The sequence below is a fragment of the Bradyrhizobium brasilense genome (genome assembly GCF_029714345.1).
In the GTDB taxonomy this organism is placed as follows: Bacteria; Pseudomonadota; Alphaproteobacteria; order Rhizobiales; family Xanthobacteraceae; genus Bradyrhizobium; species Bradyrhizobium australafricanum.
Genome location: NZ_CP121669.1, coordinates 7,599,984 through 7,623,364 on the forward strand (window position 1 = coordinate 7,599,984; position 23,381 = coordinate 7,623,364).

Sequence of the window (23,381 nt, forward strand, 5' to 3'; positions counted from 1 at the left end):
TCCCTAAGGAAAGCACGTGGAGCGGCCACTGGAGCCGGTAATTGTTGGCTAACTCCCCGTATACTACCGGCTCCGACGTTCCTGGCCACGGTTGAAGCACTCAATTGCAGCGCCTTATCACGCGGCAAGGGCGGCATGGTAGATCATCATGCTCCCCGAGGCCAATCGCTCAAAGACCGATCAAAAAGCGAATGGCGAAGTAAGCACTGACTCCAACAGCCGCAGTTACCGCAAATGAAAACAGGACGCGCCAGAGGTCGCCCTATTTTTGTTCGAAGGCCGGTTCGTTCGGCACGTTCCCCCTCGAAGGCCATATCGGCTTTGAGATGGACACGACGGAAGCCGCATTGCGCGTTAACATGGGTAAAGGCGTTTCCATCGGAACACCCGACGCGCCACAGCACTTGCAGATGCAAACCGCTGGTTTCGGAGGAACGCTCCCGCGCTCGGCCGCATATAATGGAATGAGCGCAAATGACTATTTGGAAATGGCGAAACATTGTCGCCGTGCAAAGGAAGCAACCCGGGACAGTTTCACGCGCCGCTACCTGGAGGACATGGAGCGCAGCTACCGGCTGCTGGCTGCCAGCGAGGCCGCGCTGGAGGCGTACAAAAAGGCGCAAGCGGTGCTGGACGAAAGCAAGCCATGAAAGCCTCGCTCTAAAGGTTGAAGGAGAAAGGCCGCGTCAAGCGGGGCACGCTGCCATTCGGTCATGCTAGCGTCTGCTTGACCTAGCCGGGTTAGCTTTCGCAACGATACGAAAGAGCGCGCCGGATCCGCGCCGATGCATTCGGGCCACGCGACGACCGCTCACAAACATCACACGCGGCACCATCGGATGTGCTCCTCGTCCGATACTGTGCATGACATTTCGCTGCATCTCTACGCCCAGTGCTTCGATTCCAGATCGAGCTCGCGGAGCGGGCGAGGTGCTGAAATCCTGGTGGCCCCAGCAACCCTCGGGGCGTGAAACATGACCGCGAGGAACAAGGCTGTTTTGATCGCGTTTGACGTTTTTAATGCCAACTTTCGGAGAACGTCCATGGCAGAACGCGAAACAGGTAACCTCATCGGCAGTGACAAGGTGGAAGGCACGGCCGTCTACGGTGCAGACCAACAGAAGATCGGCAGCATCGAGCGTGTCATGATCGACAAGGTATCGGGCAAGGTCGCCTATGCCGTGCTGGGTTATGGCGGCTTCCTTGGCATCGGCGACGACCATTATCCCACGCCTTGGTCCAGCCTGACCTATGACACCAACCTCGGCGGGTACCGCACCAACATCACCAAGGACCAACTGGATAAAGCGCCACGCTACACAAACGACAATGACTGGAGCTGGAATCGCGCAAACGATCAGCGCGTCTACGATTACTATCAGGCCTCGCCTTACTGGTGAGAGAATTCCATCGACGCTCTTCAGCAGCCCGGCGTCTTGCACGCCGGGCTTTTGCTCTGGAACCTCGCAAGGTTCTCCGGCTTGTCGTGTCGATTTGCCAACCGGAGGTACCCCGTAGGCAAGACCAAGACCCTGAACTTCCTTTTTCGCGACACGCTCAAAGACGTCCATTCGCTGAGAAGAAGATCCTGAGCGCTCTGCCCAAAATGGCCGAGGCGACGAGAGCAGCGCGCTCCTTCACTTGAACGGAAGAAAGAGTGCATTTGAGAAAGAGCGCCGTAAGCGCAAGAAGCGAATCCCGAGTTTCAGTGAGCGCCTCGCCCTCGACCGGCACTTGAATATGCCAGGCCGTTTGCCACCGCCTCGCGGGCTGAGGAGTTGACGAGCCAATAAACGCAAGATCCATCGGCCCTGAGAAATATCTGGTTATCGTTTGGCTGCTTCTCGCGCGGCGTCCACGGCATCCGGACCGGCCTGTCTGGCGCGGTCCAGCGCCTCGGTTCAGATGTCGGCAAATTCGGCCTTCACTGTGTCCGAGGCTTCGCGGAGGCTCTGTGCTACGGCCTCCGCGCGCCTGCCGAAATCATTCTTCACATCGTCGCCCAGCCCCAGGAAGCGCGCGCGCTCGATAGTGAGCCGGTCGTCGGCATCCCTCAAGCGCTAAAATCCGCGGAGCGCCGCGACTGTCGCTCCGACCAGGTCGGACTGTGCGTGGTAAAGAATGAGTATAGCAAGCAAAAATCGATCAGTATTGTCGCCGTCATCACGCTGTAAGCCCAGGCGTTCTGCACGAGATCGAGCTCGATCAACACTCGTGACAGACCGAATCCCACGATCCAAGCATCAAAGCTCATGCAAATGCGTCGAAACATCTCCGGATCAAGCCGCCGAATGACGTAGGATCCCAGTGGGATACCGAGCAAAACACTGGGTATAAAGGCATAAAGTAGGCTGCCGCTTTCGGAAATGAAAAGGCCGAGCTTGTAATAGACAAAGGCAGTCGCGCTCGATTCCACAACGCGAACCAGGGCGAGGCCGGCGCGAAATTCGTTTTTGACCAGGCCCTGGTTGTTAAACAGCATGGCCAAAGGCGGGCCGGAGATAGTCGTCACCGAATAGAGGATGCCCAGCACCGACCCGAATGGCAGACCGATCAACCAGCTCGATTCGATAGGGCGACGCCAGCCCGCAGCTTGCAACAAGATCAGGGGCAAAATGATCGTGTACGTGGCGAATTTCATCCAGCCCGGTTGCAGTGAGGCCAGCGCATAGCCCCCGAGCGCAATGCCTGGCAAGAGCCCAAGCAAGATAGGAAACACTCGTCTCCAAACCGCCGGCACGCCCTTCAGATTGATGACGAGGACGTAAAAATTGACGAAGACTTCAATGATAACAATGGCCGGATTGAGAATGCGATTGGTGTAGAACACCAGCGCAAGGGGTACAGTGAGCGACGAAAAACCGTAGCCAATGGCTCCATTTACGAACGCGGCAAAACACGTTGTTGCCGCCAAAAACAACATAGCACCATCAAACTCAGGCATTTCCTTAACCTTCCTAGTCCGGAGCGCGTCCGATCACACGTCAGCGAATCAGACGTGGACATTGGTCATCAGGATTGCGGCAGATTCCGCCCTCGCTTCACAGCTCCGGCGGCCTTCACATTGGCTTTTGGCCGTGGCCAAGCGCGCTAGTTTCTCTTATTATCGACTTCGGTCGTATGAAGCTGCGTTGTACTTCCCCTACCCGACCGCGATCACTCAGCTAATATTTTTTGGCTTGGTTTTCGTATCGAAGCCATGACTGCGGCGGTCGTATATGCGAGGCTCCTGACGACCAATTCCGAACGGTCCCAGTAGACTTGAACTGTCGGCAACTAAGCCCTAATGCCATTGCAAGCCAGAGGTCGTCGTTTTCAACTAACAATGCGACGCGCTCAGACGGGGTAAAGCAATTCGCTCCAGAGCCGTTGGGAAAATAGCAACATCACCTTTTCAGCGTTGACAAGCTCTTCGCCGGGCGCCTGACGCTCGCCAAGCTGGGCAGCATGTGGCGACGATCTCGTTACGCGAGAATTATAAGGCCGTCCCAGGCGCTATCGCTGACCACACCGGCATCATGAAGCGGCCGCATTTTTGGCAGTGTGCAGTCCTTCACCTCCGGCGAACGATGGGTCAAAACAGGCGCATCAGTTGGACATCATCCTTCGGTACTCTCGTGAATTTCGAATCGATGAAATCACCGCGGTCGGCGAACGACGTCCTATCTGGAGCAGCAATCGAGCGAACACGGATTGATTAATCGTTATTGTTTGGCCAGCTGGGCATCAGCAGCGCCGGTGAGTTCAACCTCGGTACCGTTCTTCGCGTGACCGACACTCGCGTTGGCTCGGTGATCGGACGCGATCGCGACATAGACCGCCGGCAGCACGAAGAGAGTGAAGAGCGTGCCGATAGACATGCCAGCGACAAGCACCAGCCCGATCGAAAAGCGACTCGCGGCGCCAGCTCCAGTTGCGGTCAACAAGGGTATGAGGCCCGTGACCATCGCCGCCGTCGTCATCAAGATTGGACGCAACCGGACGCGCGCCGCCATCTCTATAGCCGAGCGACGGTCAAGTCGTTCCTTGAACTGCAGTTCATTGGCGAACTCAACCATCAAGATGCCATGCTTGGAAATCAACCCAACCAGCGTCAGCAGTCCGACCTGGGTGTAGATGTTGATCGTCGACCAGCCAAAAAATAGCGGTATCAGGGCGCCGACGATTGCCATCGGCACGCTGATCATAATAACGAGGGGATCGCGCAGACTTTCGAACTGCGCCGCAAGCACCAAGAATATGACGATAAGGGCAAACGCGAAGGTAATGGCCAGTTGGTTACCCTCGTGCACATATTGCCGGGCGTCGGCAAGGAAGTCGTGGCTGAAGCCTGCGGGCAGTTTCTTTGCCTGCGCTTCCAGGAAGTCCACGGCCTGACCGATCGTAACGCCGGGCATCGGCACGGCTTGAAAGGTCGCGCAGTTGAGCTGGTTGTAGTGCGTGAGTGCGTTCGGATCAGTCGCAGTCTCCACCGAGACTACGGTAGACAGCGGAAGCATCGAACCTTTCGCGGTCTTCACATAATAGTTTCCGATCGCTTCCGGGGCCAGGCGTTGTTCGCGGGGCACCTGCGGAATCACTTGGTACGAACGGCCTTGCAGATTGAAGTGATTGACGTAGTTTCCGCCAAGTAGGGTGGCGAGCGCGTTACCGATATTCTGCATGGTGATGCCAAGATCGTTGGCCTTCGATCGATCGACCTTGATTCGTACCACGGGCTGATTGAACTCGAGGTCAGAATCGCTGACCATGAACAGACCACTCTTGCGCGCGGCATCCTTCAGGTTCGACATCTGCTCATAGACGGATTGGAAACCTAGCGTCGAATTGATCACCATCTGCACTGGTAGCCCGTCCGTGCCTCCCGGAAGCGACGGCAGGCTAAACGCAAATGCGTTAATACCTTCGATTTTGGACAGCTCGACCTGGACAAGGGACTTTAGCGCGATCGATGACCGCTTGCGCTCATCCCAAGGCTTGAGCAACATGCCGGCCATCCCTCCCCGCGAGCCGCTAGTGCCGTTGAGCACGAAGCTCAAATCGGTCTCGGGAAACTTCTGAAACGCCTTTTCGAGCTTGGCGCCGTAATAGTTGAGGTAGTCGATGTTGGCGTATTTCGGCGCTTTGGTTAGCGCGAATACAATCCCTTGATCTTCCTCCGGCGCGAGTTCCTTGGAAGTGTGCATATAGAGAAAACCGACGAGACCCAGCATGGTCAGGGCGAACAGCCCGGTAATCGGACGATAGTCGAGCGAGCGGTCGAGCTTGCGTCCGTACCAGCGTGTCGTGGCGCCAAACACGCGGTTCACAACTCTTGCAAACCGCCCCTCCTCAGCGCTCTTCAGGCAGACCGAGCACATCATCGGCGACAGCGTCAAAGCGATCACGCCCGACACGATCACCGCCCCCGCCAGCGTAAACGCGAACTCGCGGAACAGCGCGCCGGTGACGCCCCCGAGAAAACCGATGGGCGCGTATACGGCGGCCAACGTAATCGTCATGGAGACGACGGGGCCCACGATCTCGCGCGCGCCTCTCGCAGCAGCCTGGAGGGGCGGCGCACCTTCTTCCAGATGGCGATGAACGTTCTCCACCACGACGATCGCGTCGTCGACCACGAGACCGATCGCGAGTACCATCGCAAGGAGGGTAAGGAGATTGAATGAAAATCCCAGCGCCAGCATCATGCTGCAGACACCGACGAGCGACAACGGAATGGTAACGACGGGAATGATGACCGACCGCAGCGAGGCCAGGAATAGAAAGATGACCACCACCACTATCACGACGGCCTCAATGAGCGTCTTCTCCACTTCATCGATCGACGATTGAATGAATTTGGTGGAATCGTAGGCCACTTTCATCTTCAGTGCCGGCGGCAGGTTGCGTTCCATTTCTGGAAACAGCGCCCGAACACCTCGCACTATGTTTAGCGGATTGCCCTGCGGGCTCGCCTGGACACCGATGAAGACCGCGTGCTCGCCGTTCATGGAGACGCTGACGTCTGTGGTCTGCGCGGCAAGCTCGACTGCCGCAATGTCCTCCATGCGTACAAAGCCGCCGTCATTCGCTTTGACGACCATGCGCTTGAAGTCATCGACACTCCGCAGGTCGGTGTTTGTCGTGACGTCGGAGATGGTGAAATAGCCCTTGGTCTGACCGGACGCGGCCTGGAAGTTGTTGGCGGCGATTGCAGCCGAAACATCTGCCGGCGACACGCCGTGCCCCGCCATTTTCGCAGCATCGAGCCATAGCCGCATCGCAAAACTTTGGCTGCCCAGGATGTCAGCCGCCGCAACGCCGTCGACGGTCGACATAACCGGTTGCACGACGCGCGAGAGATAGTCCGAGATCGCGCTGGCCGTCAGTTCCTCGCTGGAGAAGGCGATGTACATGACAGCGGTAGCCTGACCGCTTGACTTAGTGACGACCGGATCGCTCGATTCTTTCGGGATTAACGATTTGACTGAATCGACCTTAGACAGCACCTCGGTGAGTGCCTCGTTGGGATCGAAATTGAGCTTGATGTAGACTTGGATCGTCGACGCACCGAGCACAGATGAGGAAGTGACATAGTCGACGCCCTCTGCGGAAGCGACCGCCTGCTCCAGAGGAGTGGTGATGAACCCCTGGATCATGTCGGCGGAGGCGCCAGGATAGGAGGTCGTGATATTGACGACCGTGTTAGACAGTTTGGGATACTGCCGGATTGGCAGAACAGCGGCCGCGCGAAGGCCGATCAGCAAGATCAGTAGACTGACGACGATAGATAAAACCGGACGCTTGATGAAAAGCTCTGTAAATGTCATCTCGACTCGCATTCAAAGAGGGTGACGCAAACTCGCTAGCGAGTCGCGCGACAGCCATCGTCATTAAAGCGGCAACTGCGGCCAGGCCCCTGCTATAAGCGAAACTAAAGTGGCCGCTCTAAAGACTCGTATGTTGCCAAGCAGAGGCTCAGCCTTCCGCTTCTTCCATCCTCGCTGCTTATGATGAACGCCGACCCCGCTTGGCTGAGTGCGATCTCGAATAGGGAGCGCCTTCGCAAGATAAGACCCAAGTCCTTTTTGCGCGTAATCAGCCTGAGGTCCGCCTCAGGATGTGGAGGTGGGCTCACGTGCTTCCATTTACTCTCGTGCTCAAGTCTGAATGGAGCGCAAAACCGTCTAGGTGAATCGCGTCAGTTCAAGGCTTCGACCCGTTCGATCGAATTCAGCTTTGAAATTGAAAGTATGGACAACCTGGCAGATGCTCAACTCTACAAAGGTAAGCGGGTGATATCGCATGGGCTACAAAGCCTATACCAAGGTTTGTTCTCGGTCCGACTCAAACTTCCACAGTATTCCCCCAGGCGGGTCGGGCGACGGTCCCGTCTTGTACGCGGCCTCGTGCCACTCAAGCTTCTTCTTGGGCTTTCTCATCATCCTTAGGTCGGCTTGGAAGCGATCGACTGCGCCACTCGTTTTGCTCGAGGCGGGATGCAAATCTCATCTCGAAGGACCTAATCCGCCCACACGATCGGGTTGTAAAAGCCGACATGCACAGAATTGACTCAGAGAGTCCGCGTGCAGGCGATATGCTCTCGCATCATTGAGAGCTTTGCGCTGGACGGCAATGAATGTGGCGACATTTATGTTGGCCGGCGTACGGGTGACAAGATGTTCTACGCCGGCAAGGTCGACCACGGCTTCGACAAGGCCTCGGCCACCGATCTCCACAAACTAGTGACGCCGCTGATCCGCAAGACCCAGGCCGCCTACACCAAACGCATCGAGCATAAGGCGATCTAGGTTGCGCCGAAGCTGTTCGTCGAAATCGAGTAATCTTGTCAACTGCCGAAGGTAAGGGGCGGCATTCGCTCTTTCATGGTGTCGGGGAGGATCCATCATTACCTCACCGCGCTGCAGCTTCTGCAATGATACCCGCTGGCTTTGGGAGGTGAATCCGGCTCAGGCATACAAAGACCACGCGCCTGCATGCGCGGCGCACTGTCAGGATGCCGCGTCCGGTCTGTTGCAAACCCGACGATCACGGCTTTGTCACGCCCTCGCCGCAAGAATTCAAGCCGGATCTGGATCGGCGCTAGGGCGCCTACTCATAATTCGCCGTGTTCGCTTTACCACTAAAACCAGTCATCGCCGGGCGACCAGGGCATGTCGGTGATGGGCGATGAGGCGACATCGCGAGCTATTTTTGATTTTGACGCGACGAACTCCTACGAATTTCTTTAAACATGCGTATTCAGATTGGTACGTTGCTTGCTTTGTTCAGGACCTCATCACCCACGATTATCTTCTGAGCGGACCTGCGTCGCTGCAAATGCAAAGTCCGCCCGGAGATCGCCGTGCGGCGAAACTATGGAACCGGTGCAGACCGGGGTATCGGTCTAAATAGCAGACTGCAGCGCAAAGGTGGCGATGCTGAACTGGCCAGTCGAGGGGAGCGATTGCAAAGGCCGTCGTGACTTCTGGTAAGTCCATCGTTGTACACGATAACGCCATTGACCCCGTCATTTCACGCGCACGACCTCATTAAACTTCACGTCTGATTCTGATCTAGAATGATGAGGTAGAACATGCAAAGGCGTGGCGCGGTGGTCGACCAGCCACTGAAATGAAATCAGGTCGTTCTTTAGTGCGTCAGAAGGGACCTAATTCGTTCTCACGATGAACCGTAGTTTGCTTCCGGACCGTAGCTGAGGAGATTGGGGCGCAATGACGTGTATTGTTGGACTGGTTAATAAAGGCACTGTTTACATCGGTGGCGATAGCGCCGGTTTGGACTCGAACTACTCTCTCGTCGTCCGCAACGACAGGAAGGTATTCCGGAGCGGTGATTTCGTCATGGGCTTTACCAGCTCATTCCGGATGGGACAGCTTTTGGCGTTTGGCTTCCATCCTAACAGGCCGCGCGTGGGTGTCGATGTGATGACTTACATGGTCACCGACTTCATCGACGCCGTGAGAGCTCGAATGAAGTATGGCGGCTTTGCTAGGACGAGGGATTCTGCTGAATACGGCGGGACGTTCCTTGTCGGCTACGCCGCCCGGCTGTTCCATATCTCGGACGATTACCAGGTTGGAGAATCGGTCCATGGGTTCGATGCGTGCGGATGCGGTAATGCGATAGCGCTCGGCTCGCTGAGATCAACACGCGACTGGAATGACCCCAAAGCACGCCTCCTTGAAGCTTTGGGCGCCGCCGAGACGTTCAGCGCGGGTGTCCGCGGGCCGTTCTATTTAGAGCAGACGGACTGCACAAATAATTGAACGATCCTTATCGTCCTCAGTCTATCCGACGACGTCATACGTGCCAGCCTGAACCTGTGTGCAGTTGAATTTGCTTGAGTGAAGGTGTTGCTGGGCAGTCATTCAGTTTAATTGCGGGTGATCTCCGCATTGTTGGACCGACCTGCATCTTAGCCAGAAAGTCCCTTGAGCATCGAAGCCCATGTGTTCGACTCAAAGTCGTGTCTTTGTCTCATCGTCTATGAGGGACAGTTACCGTCATCAGACCTTGTTCGGAGCAGGGCCCATTACGGCACCGGCTGGGGCTCGAAATGAGACGTTCTCACAAATCCGATATATGCCGTGATGACCACCATGAACGGCATCGCCGCGTGGCTGCGCGGTAAGCAGATCCGCGTAACCGCGGCGACCTTCGCTGTACCGGAGCCAAACCGGAAAAGATAAGTGATAAGGAGAGCAGCCCGAACCAAGGCGACCTTACCTGGGTTTGCATATGGTTCCGTGTCCGTCTTTTATCGTTAATTCGCCGTAGCAAGCAATGTGATACTTGCGTCCCACAATAGGCATCTCGTCTGCTTGAGAGAATGAAGGCACGTTAATCGAGAGCTTCTTTACGAGAACTTCCTCGTATCCACCATCTCTCTCCAAGATCACGCGCCATTTCCACTCCCCGCCCGGGCTTTCGTCTGCCATTGTGTTGTAGCGGAGTCGGATCAAATTGCTCATCGAGAGTACCTGAAGACCATGTCCGATACGAGAGATAGAGAAAATCTATCGCCATCGCCGAATGAGAGGCGAGCGGAATGCCCAACCGAGAACGCCTCGCCGATGCCAGCTTGCTCTTCCTTGAAGCAGTTCAAAACATAACTGCTCAAAGATCTTTCTCCAAGACATACGAACGTTTGCGCGATAGATCGCTCAGGATCATGCAAGCTCGGCCCCACATCGTGATAGTCTTTTTGTGAAGAGAAGGAACGCGGTCCGCGTCACTGCTCTTAGCGGCCCAAGCGGCCTAAACAGATCTCGGATTGTGAAACCGATTTGAGGGGTTATGGCGAAATCCTCAAAGCTTGTCGTTGCGAAGAACGGGCGTGCGCTTCTTGTCAGACGCCGTCGCGACGGGCTCTGGATGTTTCCGGGCGGCCGCAAGCGTGCCGGTGAGAGTGACAGGGCGTGCCTTCGTCGAGAGGTTGCGGAAGAACTTCCGAAAATCAAACTCGGACCGTTGAAGCTCTGGAAGGAAGTGAAGGGCACGAACCGCCGATCTGGGCGCAAGATGAGCGATGCTGTTTTCGTGGCTAAGAAAGCGTCCGGCCAATTGAAGATTGGTGACACAAAGGAGATCGACAAGGCGGTCTGGCGCAAGCCGCGACGGATCAGGCTAACGCCGACGTCCCGCTACATTCGGGACAAGCTGTTTCCCAAGTGAACAATAGCCGGTTACTTGCACGTTGATTTCCGCTCAAGGCAACAAACTTCGCCGCATCGCATATTGGCTCTTACCATCGGACGGGATTACCTTCTATCTCTTTGTGAACTTGATCTCGATGCGCGACGACTCGCTCTTAGAGCTCGGTCATAGGGCCGCAGGCCTTAATCAGGCGTGCGCCAGGGCGCATCGCCTTAAAGAGAAATGGCACCCGCAGGAGCGTGAGCATAGCGACGCCGAAGGCGGCACGCGGGACCGAGTGCAGCGACGAGACCGGTTAAACGGGCACCCGGGAACGGGGCAGTGATAGCGACGCCGGCATACTTCATGACGGCGGGCCCCTTTCCCGAGTGCCCCCGGCGAGGAGCACCGAAGCTCTGGCGCGAGGGATCGAAGCCGCACGGCGTGCGCCGTTGTGGCGTGAAGAAGAAGGGAGTGCTCGAAAGAATGGAGCCTACTGGTTGGGCTCTTACTTACCCGGCTTACCGGTGTCGGAAACGACTGAGACCTCGAAAGAGGAACGGGACCAGAGCATGCCGGGAAACGTCTCGAAATCGGGCGCCGCAGCCCGGTGGAGAGCACAGAGTAAGGTGTGCATGGTGAAAGCTGTATTGCCTGAATCCCAGTTTCCAGTCGCCAAAGGGCTGGCAGTAGCGAACGCGGCTGACACGCTACGCCACGCGGGGCGGATCGCACCGGCCAGTGCGAACTGCCACCAGTCCGCGTGGGACGACCACTATCCGTGGGTCAAGGAGACGAATGGGACACCTAAACACACCGCAACTCCCCGCACACGTAACTACGGGATCGCCTGCAATAGGTTCTTTCGAGGCCCTGTATGGCGACGGAGCCGTCATAGTACCCAAATGCCCGGCGTAATGGCCGGGACAGCCGAGCGAGGCGGACGATCATGCGTATAAGGCCGGGTGACCGGACCGAAAGCGCCTCCGATCGGGGGAAGGACGATGCCGCTAACAACGGCATTTGCAGTATGCGTAGAAGAGATTCTTCGACGGAAAGGTTCTGCTGATGCAGGCCGTTACCATCCAGAGAAGAATTGAATCACTGCCGACTTTGTCGCGGTCGGGTAAGCGCGTAAATGGCCTTCACCGCCTGATGAGATCCCCGCATCTCTTCGAGTGGGCCTACGAAAAGGTCTCCCGCAACAAGGGAGCCCTGACGCCCGGTGTAGATGGCAAGACCTTCGACGGCATGTCGCTGGAGAAGCTCGCCGACATCGCCAGGCGCGTGGCAGATGGCACTTATCGCTTCCGGCCGGTCCGGCGGGTTTATATCCCGAAGGACAACGGCGAGACACGACCGCTGGGTATCCCCACGGTGGAAGACCGGCTCGTTCAGGAGGCGGTCAGGATTCTGCTCGAAGCGATCTATGAACCTGTGTTCCTCAATGAATCACATGGGTTCCGCCCGGGGCGATCCTGTCATACCGCACTCAAGCTTATCAAGAAGAGTTGGACGGGCTGCAAGTGGCTGGTCGAAGTGGATGTGCGTGGGTTCTTCGACAACATCGACCATGACATCCTGCTTGGGCTTCTTAGGAAGCGGATCGATGACGATAAGTTCATCGGTCTGATCGAGGGAATGCTCAAAGCAGGCTACATGGAAGATTGGGTCTACGGACGCACTTACAGTGGTACGCCACAGGGCGGCGTTGTCTCGCCCTTGCTCGCCAACATCTATCTGCACGAGTTGGATCAGCACATGCAGATGATGAAGGCGGACTTCGACAAAGGCAGTGAGCGACGTCCATTCCCGCGCTACGTGGCGTTGGAACGGCGCGTCCTCAGTCTCCGCCGGAAGATTGAACGGCTCCGTGCCGAAGGTGCGGATCGGGCCGAGATCGATGCTGCATTTGCGGAGATCAAAGCCGTCAATAAGGTGAGACGGAAAGTGCCTTCCGTCGATCCGATGGACCCCAACTTCAAAAGGCTCCGCTACTGCCGCTATGCCGACGACTTCCTCATCGGCGTGATCGGGAGCAAGCGGGACGCGTGCGAGATCATGGCCTGCGTCGAACGATTCCTGACGGAGACCTTGAAGCTCGCCGTGTCGCCCGAGAAAAGTGGGGTTCACGCCGCTTCAAAGGGAGTGACCTTCCTGAGCTATCGCGTCTCGACATACACATCCTACGGGGCTGGACGAAAATCCAGCCGCAAGGGACCGGCTGGACGGACATGGCGCGTAATGCGTCGGCCGACCACCGGCAATGTCAGCCTGCGGGTGCCGCGCAAGGAAGTCACCAAGTTCTGCAAGCAACACGGCTATGGCGATCTCGCCAAGAAGACCGGCAGTCCGCGCGAGCAGTTCCTGGTAACCAGCGACGTTGCAACCGTCCTCGCCTATAACTCAGAGTTCCGTGGGTTTGCGAACTACCATTCGTTTGCCGACGACATCAAGAGCGCCTTGGGATTGCTGGAGCTTGTCGTGTTCCGCAGTCTCGTGAAGACGCTGGCGATGCGACATCGGACGACGAGGGCAAGAACCATGGCGCGTCTGTGGAAAGGCACGGACTACGAGGTTAGCTCCGTGGTCCGCGGTAAGCTTCGCAGCATCAAGCTGTGGAGACTGAAGCATCTGAACCGAGCCTACTGGACAAGTCCGACTATCGACAACGTCACGGCAGGTGCGTGGTGGGTCAAAAGCCCAAATGATCTGATCGATCGACTTAACGCTCGCAAGTGCGAAGCGTGCAGCGATACGACGGGACCATTCGAGATGCATCATCTCCGCCGCCTAGGAGACTTGCAAAGCGGATCGCTGACGGTCTGGAAACGGTCCGGTTGGCGGCGCAAGACCATTGTCCTGTGCCCGTCATGCCGTGCAGCCGTCTCCGGTCGAGAGCATGCGCGTACGGAAAGCCGTGTGCATTGAAAGGTGCCCGCACGGTTTGGGGGGAGGCGTAGGGATATCCTCTTCGAGGTGTCCCGCGCCTACCCTACCGAGACGCTGCGCGGCTCGGTTCACGAGAGCCCGGTGCGGCTCCGGCCGCACGCGCAGACACAGTGAAAAACCTATTGAACGTGATGCAGGCATCCTGCGAGAACCGCCTGGCATTTTTTCACAAGGGCCTCAGAACGGGCGAAAACATTGTCCCTCTGCTGACTGGAATCCCAGCCTTGTGCTAGCAGCCGGAACAAACGACGGGTCACGGGATTCGTCGTATTCGGAGTCTATTTCAATGCTGATGACCATTGAGCGAAAGCCGACAACACGGACCCTGCGCGGATGGGCGATCCAAGTGCTCCAGGAAGCGGGCGCCATCCGCGAGTGCGAGGAGCACGGTTGGATGCAGGACCGCGCCGATCCGCATGCACGAGAGCGCGCCTTCGATATCGCGCGTCTTCACCCGCCAGCAGACGTCTCCCCTCACGCAGCGGAGGCCGCGGTTCGCGATGTGCTGGACTCGATTGGTGATACCTGCCCAGAATGCTCCCCTGACGAGGAGGGCCGGCGCTAAACACCGACGCCCACCCCTCCTCGACCTCAGCGGCCTAGCCGCCTTTCCACCCGCTTCCGCGTATTGCCGACCTTTTTGACAGCCTTCTTCACCGCCGACGCCGACTTTCGCGTCTTCTTCGCCTCGTACTGCACTTCGTAGTCCTGCCTGCCGGCCACCCGAGCCCGGTCCTGTTTTCGCCCGCGCGCCGTCTTCGACTTCTTTGCTGCCGCCATGGATACCTCCTGTTCGTGGCGTCGAGGCAACGCAACAAGGATTCGCCGGTTCCGGAACGATTCGAACTGTGCCAGTTTGAATCGGCTGTAGCGTGGAGTTCTTCAGTGGCGTTTCAGCGTAAAAAGCCGGCGGCTATCGGCGTCAAGGCGCCTTTGCCCGGCTTCATCGAACCGGCCCTGGCCACCTCGATCGAGAAGGTGCCATCCGGAGAGCGCTGGATCCACGAAATCAAGTTCGACGGCTACCGTGTTCAGGTCCATCTGGTCAACGAGACGGCGAAGATCTTCACCGGGCGCGGCCACGATTGGACGTATCGCTTCAAGAAGGTCGCTCATGACGCCTGGCGGATCAAGGCGAACTCGGCGGTGGTGGATGGCGAAATCGTGGTACCGGCCGCCGACGGCACGACCGACTTCTCGGTCCTGCAGAACGAGCTCAAGGGCAAATCGAAGAGCATCGTGCTCGTCGCGTTCGATCTGCTCTATCTGAACGGCCGGGATATCCGGAAGCTACCGCTCTTTCAGCGCAAGGCCGAACTCAGGAAGATCCTTGGCGGTACCGACATCCAGTTCAGCGAAAGCTTCGAGATAGACGGCCGCGAGATGTTCGCGCACGCCTGCAAGCTCGGCCTCGAGGGTGTCGTCTCAAAGGTCCGGGGCAGCGCCTATCCGACGGGACGGACGAATGATTGGGTCAAAAAGACCTGCGTACAGCGTGAGACGCTGACCATTGCCGGTTTCGCACTCGATGGGGCAAAGTGGGACGGCATCTACGTCGGCCGGCGCAAGGCCGACGATCTGGTCTACGCCGGCAAAGTCGACCACGGCTTCGACAAGGTCTCGGCCGCCGATCTACAGAAACGGCTTAAACCCCTCATCAGAAAGACCCAGCCTTATACCAAGCATATCGGTCACAAGGGCATCTGGGTCGAACCCAAGCTTCTGGCCGAGATCGAGTATCGCGCGAAGTCGGCCGAGGGTAAGGTCCGCCACCGCTTCTTCCGGGGCCTGCGGGAGGACCTGTGATGGATGCGTTCGATCGCTTCTGGCAGTGGGCGAACAAACCCCCTCGAAAGTCCGCTGACGATTCCGGCCGAGCTGCATCGAGCGGTCATGGAGCTCGCTCCCGAGGACCGAGGGGACCGCACAGCGGTGAACCGAGCCGCAGCGCGCGTACCAGATCCCGAACGATGATCGCTCGACGGCACCCCTTTGCCTTCCCTCGGTGCCGCCGAGCAAGAACTGCCAAGAAACTAACTCCGCGCACGCTGCAGCGCAGCTTCCAATCGCTCCCTCTCCTTATTCCAGCGATCGTCTTCGGTTTGCGATCTCTTCGCGAGAGCCTCAACCTCGGCCTGGATGGCGGCAGCCCGCTTCGCGTGCTCCTGCTCCGCCTTGTCCAGCGCAGCCTGCGCCTTGTCGACCGCCTGCTGACGGCGCTCACGTTCTCTCTGTCTGGCGGCCTCCTCCCTCGCCCGTTCACTCTCCCGGCGCCTCACCTCCCGTTCGTAGGCAAGCGCAGCCTTCCGCTCGGCCGTCTTGTCGACTGGACGTGAGGAAGGTTTCTTCGCAATTTGGCCCTTCGATTTGCGCGGGGCGTTCGTCGATCTTCTGTCCCCGCCGAGATCGGAGGGCAGTTCGGCTTGCTCGCTGAAGGATCGGTTGGTCCCGACCGGGCGCCTGAGAACGACGCCTGGCTTCTTCATGGCCGCAGCGATGACGTCCGGATCGTCGCTTTCCTTCGCCGCGCCCTGGTGGAAGAGATTGCTGTTGGCGCCCCAGGCTTCGAGGGCCGCTTTCATGGAAGGAGCGGCGATCGCCAGATCGAAGAAGCCCAGCGAAGTCTGAAAGGTTTTCAGTTTTCTCGCCATTGGTCTGATCCGCCCTCCTCAATCGGTCAACGTCGTATGCCACGGAGCCTGCGGAACACGACGCGGCTCCGAAGCGTTCCCTAATCCTTGAAGGACATCCATGCATTTCGCAACGCGCTCTTAAGGATTGGCCTCGAATGAGCCGGACGTCGACCCTGCCCAAGCGCCTGCAGCCGATGCTCGCTACGCTCACCGACGCGCCGTTCGACGATCCCGGCTGGGTTTTCGAGGACAAGTATGACGGCTTCCGGATGATCGCGGAAATCCGGCGGGGCAAGGTTGCGCTCTACAGCCGAAATGGCAAGATCATCAGCCGCAGCTATATCGAGGTCGCCAAAGCGCTGGAGGGCGTGAAGGGCCATGCCGTGATCGACGGGGAGCTCGTCGCGATCGGAAAGGACGGCGTCTCGCATTTCCAGTTGCTTCAGAACGCCCTGCGCCATGAGGCCAAGCTTTTGTACTGCGCGTTCGACCTCATGTTCGCAGAGGGCGCGGACCTGCGTGCGCTACCGCTTCTCCAGCGCAAGAAGCGGCTCAAGGCCATCCTTCCGCGCCACAAGCTCGTCGCGTTCAGCAACCACCGCAAAGGTAAGGGAACGAAGTTCTTCGCAGAAGCCGAGCGGAGACATCTCGAAGGCATCATGGCCAAGCGTGCCGACAGCCCCTATGCGTCCGGACGCCGGACCGCCGACTGGCTGAAGGTGAAGACCGCGCAGCGGCAAGAGGTCGTGATCGCCGGCTTCACGGCGCCGAGGCGAACCCGGCCTTTCTTCGGCGCTCTCGTCCTCGCGGTACGCGAAGGGGATGCATGGCGGTACATAGGCCACGTTGGCACCGGCTTCAGCCACCAAGTTCTCGAAGAGCTTCACGGCAAGCTCATGAAGCTCAAAACCGCCAAGTCACCGTTCCCTGCCAAGGTGAAGGATGAGCAGGTCACGACCTGGGTGCGTCCTGCGTTGGTCGCAGAAGTGAAGTTCGCGGAGTGGACCAGCAACGGCGAGTTGCGCCAGCCTGTCTATCTCGGGCTGCGGTCCGACAAAAACGCAAAGGACGTCGTTCGCGAAAAGAACTGGTCGCGAAAATAATGTCGGCGAGACCAGCCGTACGACCTGGAGTCAGCCGGCGGGTCGCTCAGATGCCGAAGGCCATGGCGGCAAAGGCGGCAACCCGAGAGCCTTACGTACCGGTCCGAACGACCGCCGGTGAGCTGCGCATGCGCCTAATCTGGCGAGCGCTTCATAATGAGCCGGCACCGGGTAGCCCTTGTGATCCGCGAAGCCATAGCCGGGGTGTCGCACGTCGAGCGTCCGCATGACGGCGTCGCGCCCGACTTTCGCCAGGATGGAGGCGGCGGCGATGCTGGCGGACTTGGCGTCGCCTTTGATGATGGCCTGCTGAGGGATGTCGATTTCCTTCAATCGCTTCGCATCGATCAGCAAGTGCTGCGGCGTCAAGCCTAGCCCCCGGACCGCACGCTGCATAGCCTGAATGCCCGCCCAATAGATGTTGATCGCGTCGATCTCCTCGACCTCGACGAACGCCACAGACCAACACTCCGCCTTTTCCTTGATCTCCTTCGCGAGTTCTTCGCGAGCCGCGGCGTCGAGTTTTTTCGAGTCGTCGATTCCGAATATCCGCGTGCCCGGTTTCAGGATCACGGCGCCAGCGGAGACCGGCCCGGCGAGAGGGCTCATTCCGGCCTCATCCACGCCTGCCACGGCATGATAGCCTGTTTCCCACAGAGAAGTCTCGAAGCGGAGCATCTTGCGGAGGCGCTGCCCTTCCGACCTATTTTCGAAGCGGCGTTTATCGATTGAAGCCAGGATGGCACGCGCTCCGGCGCGGGTGTCGGCCCGCAAGATCTGCTCGACGCTGGCCTCGAGCGGTCTTTTCTCGACGACATAGCGCTGACGCAATACATCGAGTGAGTACTGGAACATTACGGCCTTCGTGAAGATCGACTGTTGGGGAGCATGTCAGTGAACTTTATGGCGATTGTCTGAAGTAGCTATACAGCCTCACCGACCGCGCAACGCCCTGTCAAAAGGAACCCGGCCAGCTCTCCCGCGCGGGTTCGGCCTCCATTTCCTCGCCATATTGTCGCTCGCCGGCTCGGTAGAAGGACCCGTGCTCAGTCGCCGTCCCGAGTAGATCGGGGCCGGCATGGCCGCAAACAAGGTAACGGCGGTACGCTTGGGGCTGGGGAGGCAAATCGACAGTCCGGGACTATCAAACCGCTGCTCCCATTTGGCGGATTTTTCTTCCCTCAGTCGCTACCTCAAGACGCGTTTGCTCTCGCCCATTCGCGCGCCTCGCGCCGACGTTCACGTCTTTCGCGCCGCCGCTTGGCACGATCGGCAGGCTGCCGCAGCGGAGGAACAGGCGCCGGCGAGGTCGCACTCGTCTCCAGAAGTGGGGGCGCCTCGGCCCTTTCCAGGGCCGTTGGCCGCGCTTCCATCAATTCGAGCAACGCCCGTCCTTTGGGCGTGATCTTCCGTCCTCCGCTTATCCGTTTGACCAATCCTTGTGAGAAGATGTCGAGGTCGGGCACTCTCGCCGCGAGGCGCCTGGTCCGGTCCGCCCAGTCGCGGCCACTCGTTGCCAGGATGGCCATATCCCTCTTGAGGTCCTCCATCACGGCAAAGCCGTCCGGATAAGCTACCAAAATCTTCAGGACGGTGACTTGAAAGTTCACGTCCGCCCCGCGATCAGCGCCACATCGTCGGCGCGTGCGAGAGGGCGTCGCGACCAATCTGTTTGAGACCTTCGGGAGAAATCTCGCCTCTCGTCGCAGCCTCTAGGATTTTCGACTCGACGTGAGTACGTGCCCCGATCTCGCAGTGCGAGACGCTTTCACAGACTTCATCGAGAACCGCGCGCAAAAGCGCGGTGGTTGCCGTCTCGAACATAAGCTGCCCCCCTAAGGGAAAATCTAATCCTAGCGCGGTTTCGCCCGCTTGGGGATTCAAGCATGTTAAACTTTGCGGACGGTGCACTGCACCCATAGCTGCGTCTCGCCCCCAATGGATCGCCTCTCTGGCCGAAGCCCCCAAAACCGAACTGATTAGGCTGAAAGACTACTCCGCCCAAACACTCTCCACAGCGCAAACTTCCGCAGTGGCGCGGCCTGCAGCGCGCAAAGTCTCCCCTCTCATTGCAAATCGCGAGGTCGACGGCTCTATGCGCCGTTGGTTCGGCCTCGCGGCTGTCGCCTTTCTGCCGGTCAGCGCGATAGTCTCACGCGACCTCGTCGAGATGGGATTTACCATCCGCCAGAGCCTGGGCGGATGACGAAGGAGTGACCGTCTGGCGTGACCGGTGCTTCACGATAGGCTAGGCCGACCTTCGCTGCGGCTTTGCGGCTGGCTTCTTGGCCGCGCCCTCCTTCGCCGGCTTCTTGCCTGCGATCGGCATCAGCATTTCCTTCTGCCCGGCCGCCGCCTTGCGCGGCTTCTTGGCTGTCTTCTTTGGCGCCTCTGCCGGGCCCGCCGCGTCTCGTCCGATGCTCTTGCGCAGCGCGTCCATCAGGTCCACGACGTTCTCGCCTCGAGGGCGCGCTGTGGCGGTGATGGGTTTGCCGGCGCGCTTCTGATTGATGAGATCGATGAGGGCGGTTTCGTACTGATCTTCGAACTTGTCCGGCTCGAAATGGCCCGCCTTTTGATTGACGATGTGCTTGGCGAGATCAAGCATGTCCTTGGTAACTTTGACGTCCTGGATATCGTCGAAATACTCATCCGCGGAACGCACTTCGTAGGGGTAGCGCAGCAGCGTGCCCATCAGTCCCTTATCGAGAGGCTCGAGCGCGATGATGTGCTCGCGATTGGTCAGCACCACACGGCCGATTGCAACCTTGTTCATCTCGCGGATGGTTTCCCGAATGACGGCGAAGGCATCGTGCCCGACTTTACCGTCGGGACGCAGGTAATAGGGGCGAATGAGATATCGCGGATCGATCTCGCTGCGGTCGACGAACTCGTCGATCTCGATGGTTCGTGTCGATTCCAACGCGACGTTCTCAAGCTCCTCCTTGGTCACCTCGATGAAGGTGTCGGTGTCGACCTTGTAGCCCTTGACGATGTCCTCGTTGTCGACCTCCTCGCCGGTGTCGGCGTCAACCTTGGCGTACTTGATCCGATGGCCAGTCTTTCGGTTCAGCTGGTTGAACGAGACCTTTTCGGATTCCGACGTGGCCGGATACAGCGCAACCGGACAGGTGACGAGGGAGAGACGCAGGAAGCCTTTCCAGTTGGCGCGGGGGGCCATCGCGGGGAACTCCATTACTGATGCCGGATTCAAGACGAACGGCTTGCCTTGGTTCCGACATCCGACCCGTCCACCCGGCCGATTTTTCTCACCCAGGCCCCTTGGACGGACTCGACATTTGTTCTTGTTATATTCTAATTCGGGCATGGCCGACCGACCCGCGAGCTGGCGCATGCCGACCCCGAAGCAAATGGAAAAGCTGGCTGCCGAAGCCGCCCGTAGGCCAAGCCCTTCGACTCCGGCTCCGGATTCGCAGCTTCCGGCCGAATACTGGGAATCAGTCCTCAAAGACCCTCGCGCCGGGACGACAGGGGCCGAAACGCGGCAGCGACGTCTTTCCGAAATTCAGCGTCACGTGCTGCGCGTCTCCTGCCGCCGCTGCGAGCGGACCGTGGAAATCCAGACCGCCGATGCGGTCCGCTTGTATGGCGCCAACGCGGTTTGGAAGGACGTGGCGCAGCGGCTGCTCGACAACACCTGCCAGCAGCGCACCGGCAGGCATGAAGAAGACGGGTGCTGGCTAGCGTTCGAGACGCCGTAGCGCTCAGGATTTGCCGATCCGATCTCTTTGCGCCTGGATGTCCGGATGGCCCCGAAGTATCACCCTACGCCCCTGTCGGGTGGCGATCGCAAGGCTCTGGCAAAAGAGCTCGGCAAGGCACGCGCGATGGCTAACATCCTGGCGACCCAATCGGCGGAGATGCGGGCCAAAGGCGAGGCGATGATCCAGCAAGCCGATAGGCTGCTTTGCGAAAGCTGGAACGAGCGGATGTGGAGTGACGGCGAACCGATCGATCCGTCGCCGACCATCGACCAGGCCGTGAACGGAGGCTTCCCCTGGCTGGAGATCAGGTGCGCGCGCTGCAAGACGCCGAGCGACGTGGACCTCGCGGAGATGAAGCACCCGCCGACCACCTTCGTGCACGATCTCGCCAGCCGTCTGCGCTGCCGCAAATGCGCCAAGGCGGGCCGGCGTCCATCCGCGATTCTGCTACAGTTGACGCGGCAGCCGCGCCATCCTCGAATCGACTCCTGACCGATGTGCAATCTCTATTCTATCACGACCAACCAAGCCGCGATCAGCGCGCTGTTTCGCGTCGTGAACCGCTACGTTGGTAATCTCGCGCCAATGCCGGGAGTTTTTCCGGACTACAAAGCACCGATCGTGCGCAACGGGGCTGAGGGCCGCGAACTTGCGACGGCGCGATGGGGAATGCCATCGTCATCAAAAGCGCTGATGGACGCCACGAAGAAGCGAGCCGAAAAGCTGCAGGCCAAGGGTAAGGCAGTGGATTTCAAGGAACTGCTGCGGATGGAGCCGGACGGCGGCACGACTAACATCCGCAACGTGAGGAGCAAGCACTGGACGAGATGGCTGGGAGCCGAAAATCGCTGCGTGGTGCCGTTCAACTCCTTCAGCGAGTTCAACAAGGCCGAGGGCGGTGATGTCTGGTTCGCGCTCGACGAGACCCGTCCCCTCGCCTGCTTCGCCGGCATCTGGACCAACTGGACGTCCGTCCGGAAGATCAAGGAAGGTGAAACGACCAACGATCTCTACGCGTTCCTCACGACAGAGCCGAATGCCGAGGTCGGCGCCATCCATCCCAAGGCGATGCCCGTCATCCTGACAACGCCGGAAGAAGTCGAGACCTGGATGACGGCTCCTCCGGACGAAGTCTTGAATCTGCAGCGGCCGCTTCCGGACGGATCGCTCAGGATTGTCGCCCGCGGCGTCAAGGAAGACCCAGCCGGGCAGACAACGTGACCGCCGAGGACGACGACCAGGCAGAGCCCTCGCCCCGCCAACGCAAGATCATCCACGTCGACATGGACGCCTTCTATGCGTCCGTCGAGCAGCGGGACAATCCGGATCTTCGCGGCAAGCCGATCGCCGTCGGCGGATCCCGGGAGCGCGGCGTCGTGGCGGCCGCCAGCTACGAAGCGCGCAAGTTCGGCGTTAGATCGGCCATGCCATCGGTTACCGCGAAACGACAGTGCCCAGACCTGATCTTCGTGAAGCCGCGCTTCGAGGTGTACAAGGCGGTCTCCCAGAAAATACGCGAGATTTTCGCCGAGCACACCCCGATCATCGAACCACTATCACTGGACGAGGCCTACCTCGACGTGACCGAAAATCTGCAGAGCATTCCGTTGGCGCGGGACGTCGCGTTGGCGATCCGTGCAAAGATCAAGGAGGTAACCGGCCTCAACGCATCCGCCGGGATCTCCTACAACAAGTTTCTGGCGAAGCTCGCCTCAGACCACCGCAAGCCGAACGGCCAGTACGTCATCACGCCGGAGATGGGGCCTGCCTTCGTCGAAGCCTTACCCGTAGGCAAATTCCACGGCATCGGCCCAGCGACCAGCGCCAAGATGAATTCCTTGGGTCTCTACACCGGCCTCGACATGCGCAATCAGTCGCTCGAATTCATGCAGGCCAATTTCGGGAAGGCCGGAAGCTACTACTACTGGATCTCGCGAGGCGTCGATAACCGCGAGGTCCGCCCCGACCGGATCCGCAAATCAGTCGGCGCCGAAAACACGTTCTCCACCGACCTCACCGACTTCGACGCCATGGTCGTCGAACTCAAGCAGCTTATCGACAAGGTCTGGCGATACTGCGAAGGCGCCGGCAACCGGGGACGCACGGTGACGCTTAAAATGAAGTTCAACGACTTCGAGATCATCACACGAAGTAGATCCGTACCCGTCGTGGTTTCGAGCCGCGGCGACCTGGAACGCCTATCGGTCGCTTTGCTGCAGAACGAGATGCCGGTCCCCAAGCCGGTCCGGCTTCTGGGAGTCTCGCCATCGGCGCTGCAGCATGTCGACGACGCGGAACCGCAGCTAGCGCTGCCGATTTGATCGTAACCC

General features: G+C 58.9%; 22 protein-coding genes. 13 read left to right on the forward strand and 9 right to left on the reverse strand.

Annotation, left to right across the window (positions count from 1 at the left end; genetic code table 11):
• Nucleotides 1-326 precede the first annotated feature (326 nt).
• On the forward strand, nucleotides 327-650 hold the full coding sequence (locus QA635_RS35070; RefSeq protein ID WP_283064269.1) for a hypothetical protein: 324 nt from the start codon (nucleotides 327-329) through the stop codon (nucleotides 648-650).
• 393 nt (nucleotides 651-1,043) lie between these two features.
• Nucleotides 1,044-1,400, forward strand: coding sequence for a PRC-barrel domain-containing protein (locus QA635_RS35075; protein ID WP_137482149.1), 357 nt, complete (start codon nucleotides 1,044-1,046; stop codon nucleotides 1,398-1,400).
• A gap of 501 nt (nucleotides 1,401-1,901) precedes the next feature.
• On the opposite strand, the gene QA635_RS35080 is transcribed toward QA635_RS35075, so the two are convergent.
• The 3 genes from QA635_RS35080 to QA635_RS35090 form a co-directional block, all read right to left on the reverse strand.
• The gene (locus tag QA635_RS35080; protein WP_283064272.1) at nucleotides 1,902-2,057 is read right to left on the reverse strand and encodes a hypothetical protein; all 156 of its coding nucleotides are present in this window, start codon (nucleotides 2,055-2,057) and stop codon (nucleotides 1,902-1,904) included.
• A complete protein-coding gene (locus QA635_RS35085; RefSeq protein ID WP_283064274.1) occupies nucleotides 2,054-2,944 on the reverse strand; it encodes a sulfite exporter TauE/SafE family protein in 891 nt (296 codons plus the stop codon). The genes QA635_RS35080 and QA635_RS35085 overlap by 4 nt, the downstream gene beginning before the upstream one ends.
• 760 nt (nucleotides 2,945-3,704) lie before the next feature.
• Complete coding sequence (locus QA635_RS35090) at nucleotides 3,705-6,809, reverse strand: efflux RND transporter permease subunit (protein ID WP_283064277.1); 3,105 nt, start codon at nucleotides 6,807-6,809, stop codon at nucleotides 3,705-3,707.
• Nucleotides 6,810-7,565: 756 nt separating this feature from the next.
• On the opposite strand from QA635_RS35090, the gene QA635_RS35095 reads away from it, so the two are divergent.
• The 5 genes from QA635_RS35095 to QA635_RS35115 all read left to right on the forward strand — a co-directional run bounded on the left by QA635_RS35095 (nucleotide 7,566) and on the right by QA635_RS35115 (nucleotide 14,155).
• Entirely contained in the window at nucleotides 7,566-7,790 is a 225-nt protein-coding gene (locus tag QA635_RS35095; protein WP_283064281.1) for a hypothetical protein, read from the forward strand.
• 924 nt (nucleotides 7,791-8,714) lie between these two features.
• Complete coding sequence (locus QA635_RS35100) at nucleotides 8,715-9,269, forward strand: hypothetical protein (protein WP_018269882.1); 555 nt, start codon at nucleotides 8,715-8,717, stop codon at nucleotides 9,267-9,269.
• A gap of 1,030 nt (nucleotides 9,270-10,299) precedes the next feature.
• Nucleotides 10,300-10,677, forward strand: coding sequence for an NUDIX hydrolase (locus QA635_RS35105; protein WP_016848005.1), 378 nt, complete (start codon nucleotides 10,300-10,302; stop codon nucleotides 10,675-10,677).
• 1,029 nt (nucleotides 10,678-11,706) lie between these two features.
• Nucleotides 11,707-13,569 carry a reverse transcriptase domain-containing protein gene (locus QA635_RS35110; RefSeq protein ID WP_283064288.1) on the forward strand — a complete coding sequence of 621 codons (1,863 nt, stop codon included), beginning with the start codon at nucleotides 11,707-11,709 and terminating at the stop codon, nucleotides 13,567-13,569.
• 307 nt (nucleotides 13,570-13,876) lie between these two features.
• The gene (locus QA635_RS35115; protein ID WP_283064290.1) at nucleotides 13,877-14,155 is read left to right on the forward strand and encodes a hypothetical protein; all 279 of its coding nucleotides are present in this window, start codon (nucleotides 13,877-13,879) and stop codon (nucleotides 14,153-14,155) included.
• A gap of 26 nt (nucleotides 14,156-14,181) precedes the next feature.
• Here QA635_RS35115 and QA635_RS35120 read toward each other — a convergent pair whose 3' ends face one another.
• Nucleotides 14,182-14,370 (reverse strand): DUF3606 domain-containing protein, encoded by a 189-nt coding sequence (locus QA635_RS35120; RefSeq protein ID WP_283064291.1) that lies wholly within the window; start codon nucleotides 14,368-14,370, stop codon nucleotides 14,182-14,184.
• 105 nt (nucleotides 14,371-14,475) lie between these two features.
• Here QA635_RS35120 and ligD (QA635_RS35125) point away from each other — a divergent pair, with 105 nt between their 5' ends.
• Nucleotides 14,476-15,396, forward strand: a complete 921-nt coding sequence (ligD, locus tag QA635_RS35125) for a non-homologous end-joining DNA ligase (RefSeq protein ID WP_283064295.1) — start codon at nucleotides 14,476-14,478, stop codon at nucleotides 15,394-15,396.
• A 227-nt stretch (nucleotides 15,397-15,623) separates the two neighbouring features.
• On the opposite strand, the gene QA635_RS35130 is transcribed toward ligD (QA635_RS35125), so the two are convergent.
• Entirely contained in the window at nucleotides 15,624-16,241 is a 618-nt protein-coding gene (locus QA635_RS35130) for a cell envelope biogenesis protein TolA (RefSeq protein WP_283064296.1), read from the reverse strand.
• 137 nt (nucleotides 16,242-16,378) lie between these two features.
• Here QA635_RS35130 and ligD (QA635_RS35135) point away from each other — a divergent pair, with 137 nt between their 5' ends.
• Entirely contained in the window at nucleotides 16,379-17,326 is a 948-nt protein-coding gene (ligD, locus tag QA635_RS35135) for a non-homologous end-joining DNA ligase (RefSeq protein ID WP_283064298.1), read from the forward strand.
• 30 nt (nucleotides 17,327-17,356) lie between these two features.
• Here ligD (QA635_RS35135) and QA635_RS35140 read toward each other — a convergent pair whose 3' ends face one another.
• The 4 genes from QA635_RS35140 to ku all read right to left on the reverse strand — a co-directional run bounded on the left by QA635_RS35140 (nucleotide 17,357) and on the right by ku (nucleotide 20,507).
• Entirely contained in the window at nucleotides 17,357-18,181 is an 825-nt protein-coding gene (locus QA635_RS35140) for a ribonuclease HII (protein ID WP_283064302.1), read from the reverse strand.
• 338 nt (nucleotides 18,182-18,519) lie between these two features.
• On the reverse strand, nucleotides 18,520-18,936 hold the full coding sequence (locus QA635_RS35145) for an eS19 family ribosomal protein (RefSeq protein WP_283064303.1): 417 nt from the start codon (nucleotides 18,934-18,936) through the stop codon (nucleotides 18,520-18,522).
• 13 nt (nucleotides 18,937-18,949) lie between these two features.
• Nucleotides 18,950-19,150 carry a hypothetical protein gene (locus tag QA635_RS35150; protein WP_283064304.1) on the reverse strand — a complete coding sequence of 67 codons (201 nt, stop codon included), beginning with the start codon at nucleotides 19,148-19,150 and terminating at the stop codon, nucleotides 18,950-18,952.
• A 424-nt stretch (nucleotides 19,151-19,574) separates the two neighbouring features.
• Nucleotides 19,575-20,507: a non-homologous end joining protein Ku gene (gene ku / locus QA635_RS35155; RefSeq protein WP_283072014.1), complete on the reverse strand. Its 933-nt coding sequence runs from the start codon at nucleotides 20,505-20,507 to the stop codon at nucleotides 19,575-19,577.
• A 145-nt stretch (nucleotides 20,508-20,652) separates the two neighbouring features.
• Between ku and QA635_RS35160 the strand changes: the two genes are divergently transcribed.
• From QA635_RS35160 to dinB, 4 genes are all read left to right on the forward strand, one after another.
• Entirely contained in the window at nucleotides 20,653-21,048 is a 396-nt protein-coding gene (locus tag QA635_RS35160; RefSeq protein ID WP_283064305.1) for a hypothetical protein, read from the forward strand.
• Between the two features lie 45 nt (nucleotides 21,049-21,093).
• Nucleotides 21,094-21,543: a hypothetical protein gene (locus QA635_RS35165; RefSeq protein WP_283064306.1), complete on the forward strand. Its 450-nt coding sequence runs from the start codon at nucleotides 21,094-21,096 to the stop codon at nucleotides 21,541-21,543.
• A gap of 3 nt (nucleotides 21,544-21,546) precedes the next feature.
• Complete coding sequence (locus tag QA635_RS35170; RefSeq protein WP_283064308.1) at nucleotides 21,547-22,272, forward strand: SOS response-associated peptidase; 726 nt, start codon at nucleotides 21,547-21,549, stop codon at nucleotides 22,270-22,272.
• A gap of 62 nt (nucleotides 22,273-22,334) precedes the next feature.
• Nucleotides 22,335-23,372 carry a DNA polymerase IV gene (gene dinB / locus QA635_RS35175; RefSeq protein ID WP_283072015.1) on the forward strand — a complete coding sequence of 346 codons (1,038 nt, stop codon included), beginning with the start codon at nucleotides 22,335-22,337 and terminating at the stop codon, nucleotides 23,370-23,372.
• The last annotated feature ends 9 nt before the right edge of the window (nucleotides 23,373-23,381 follow it).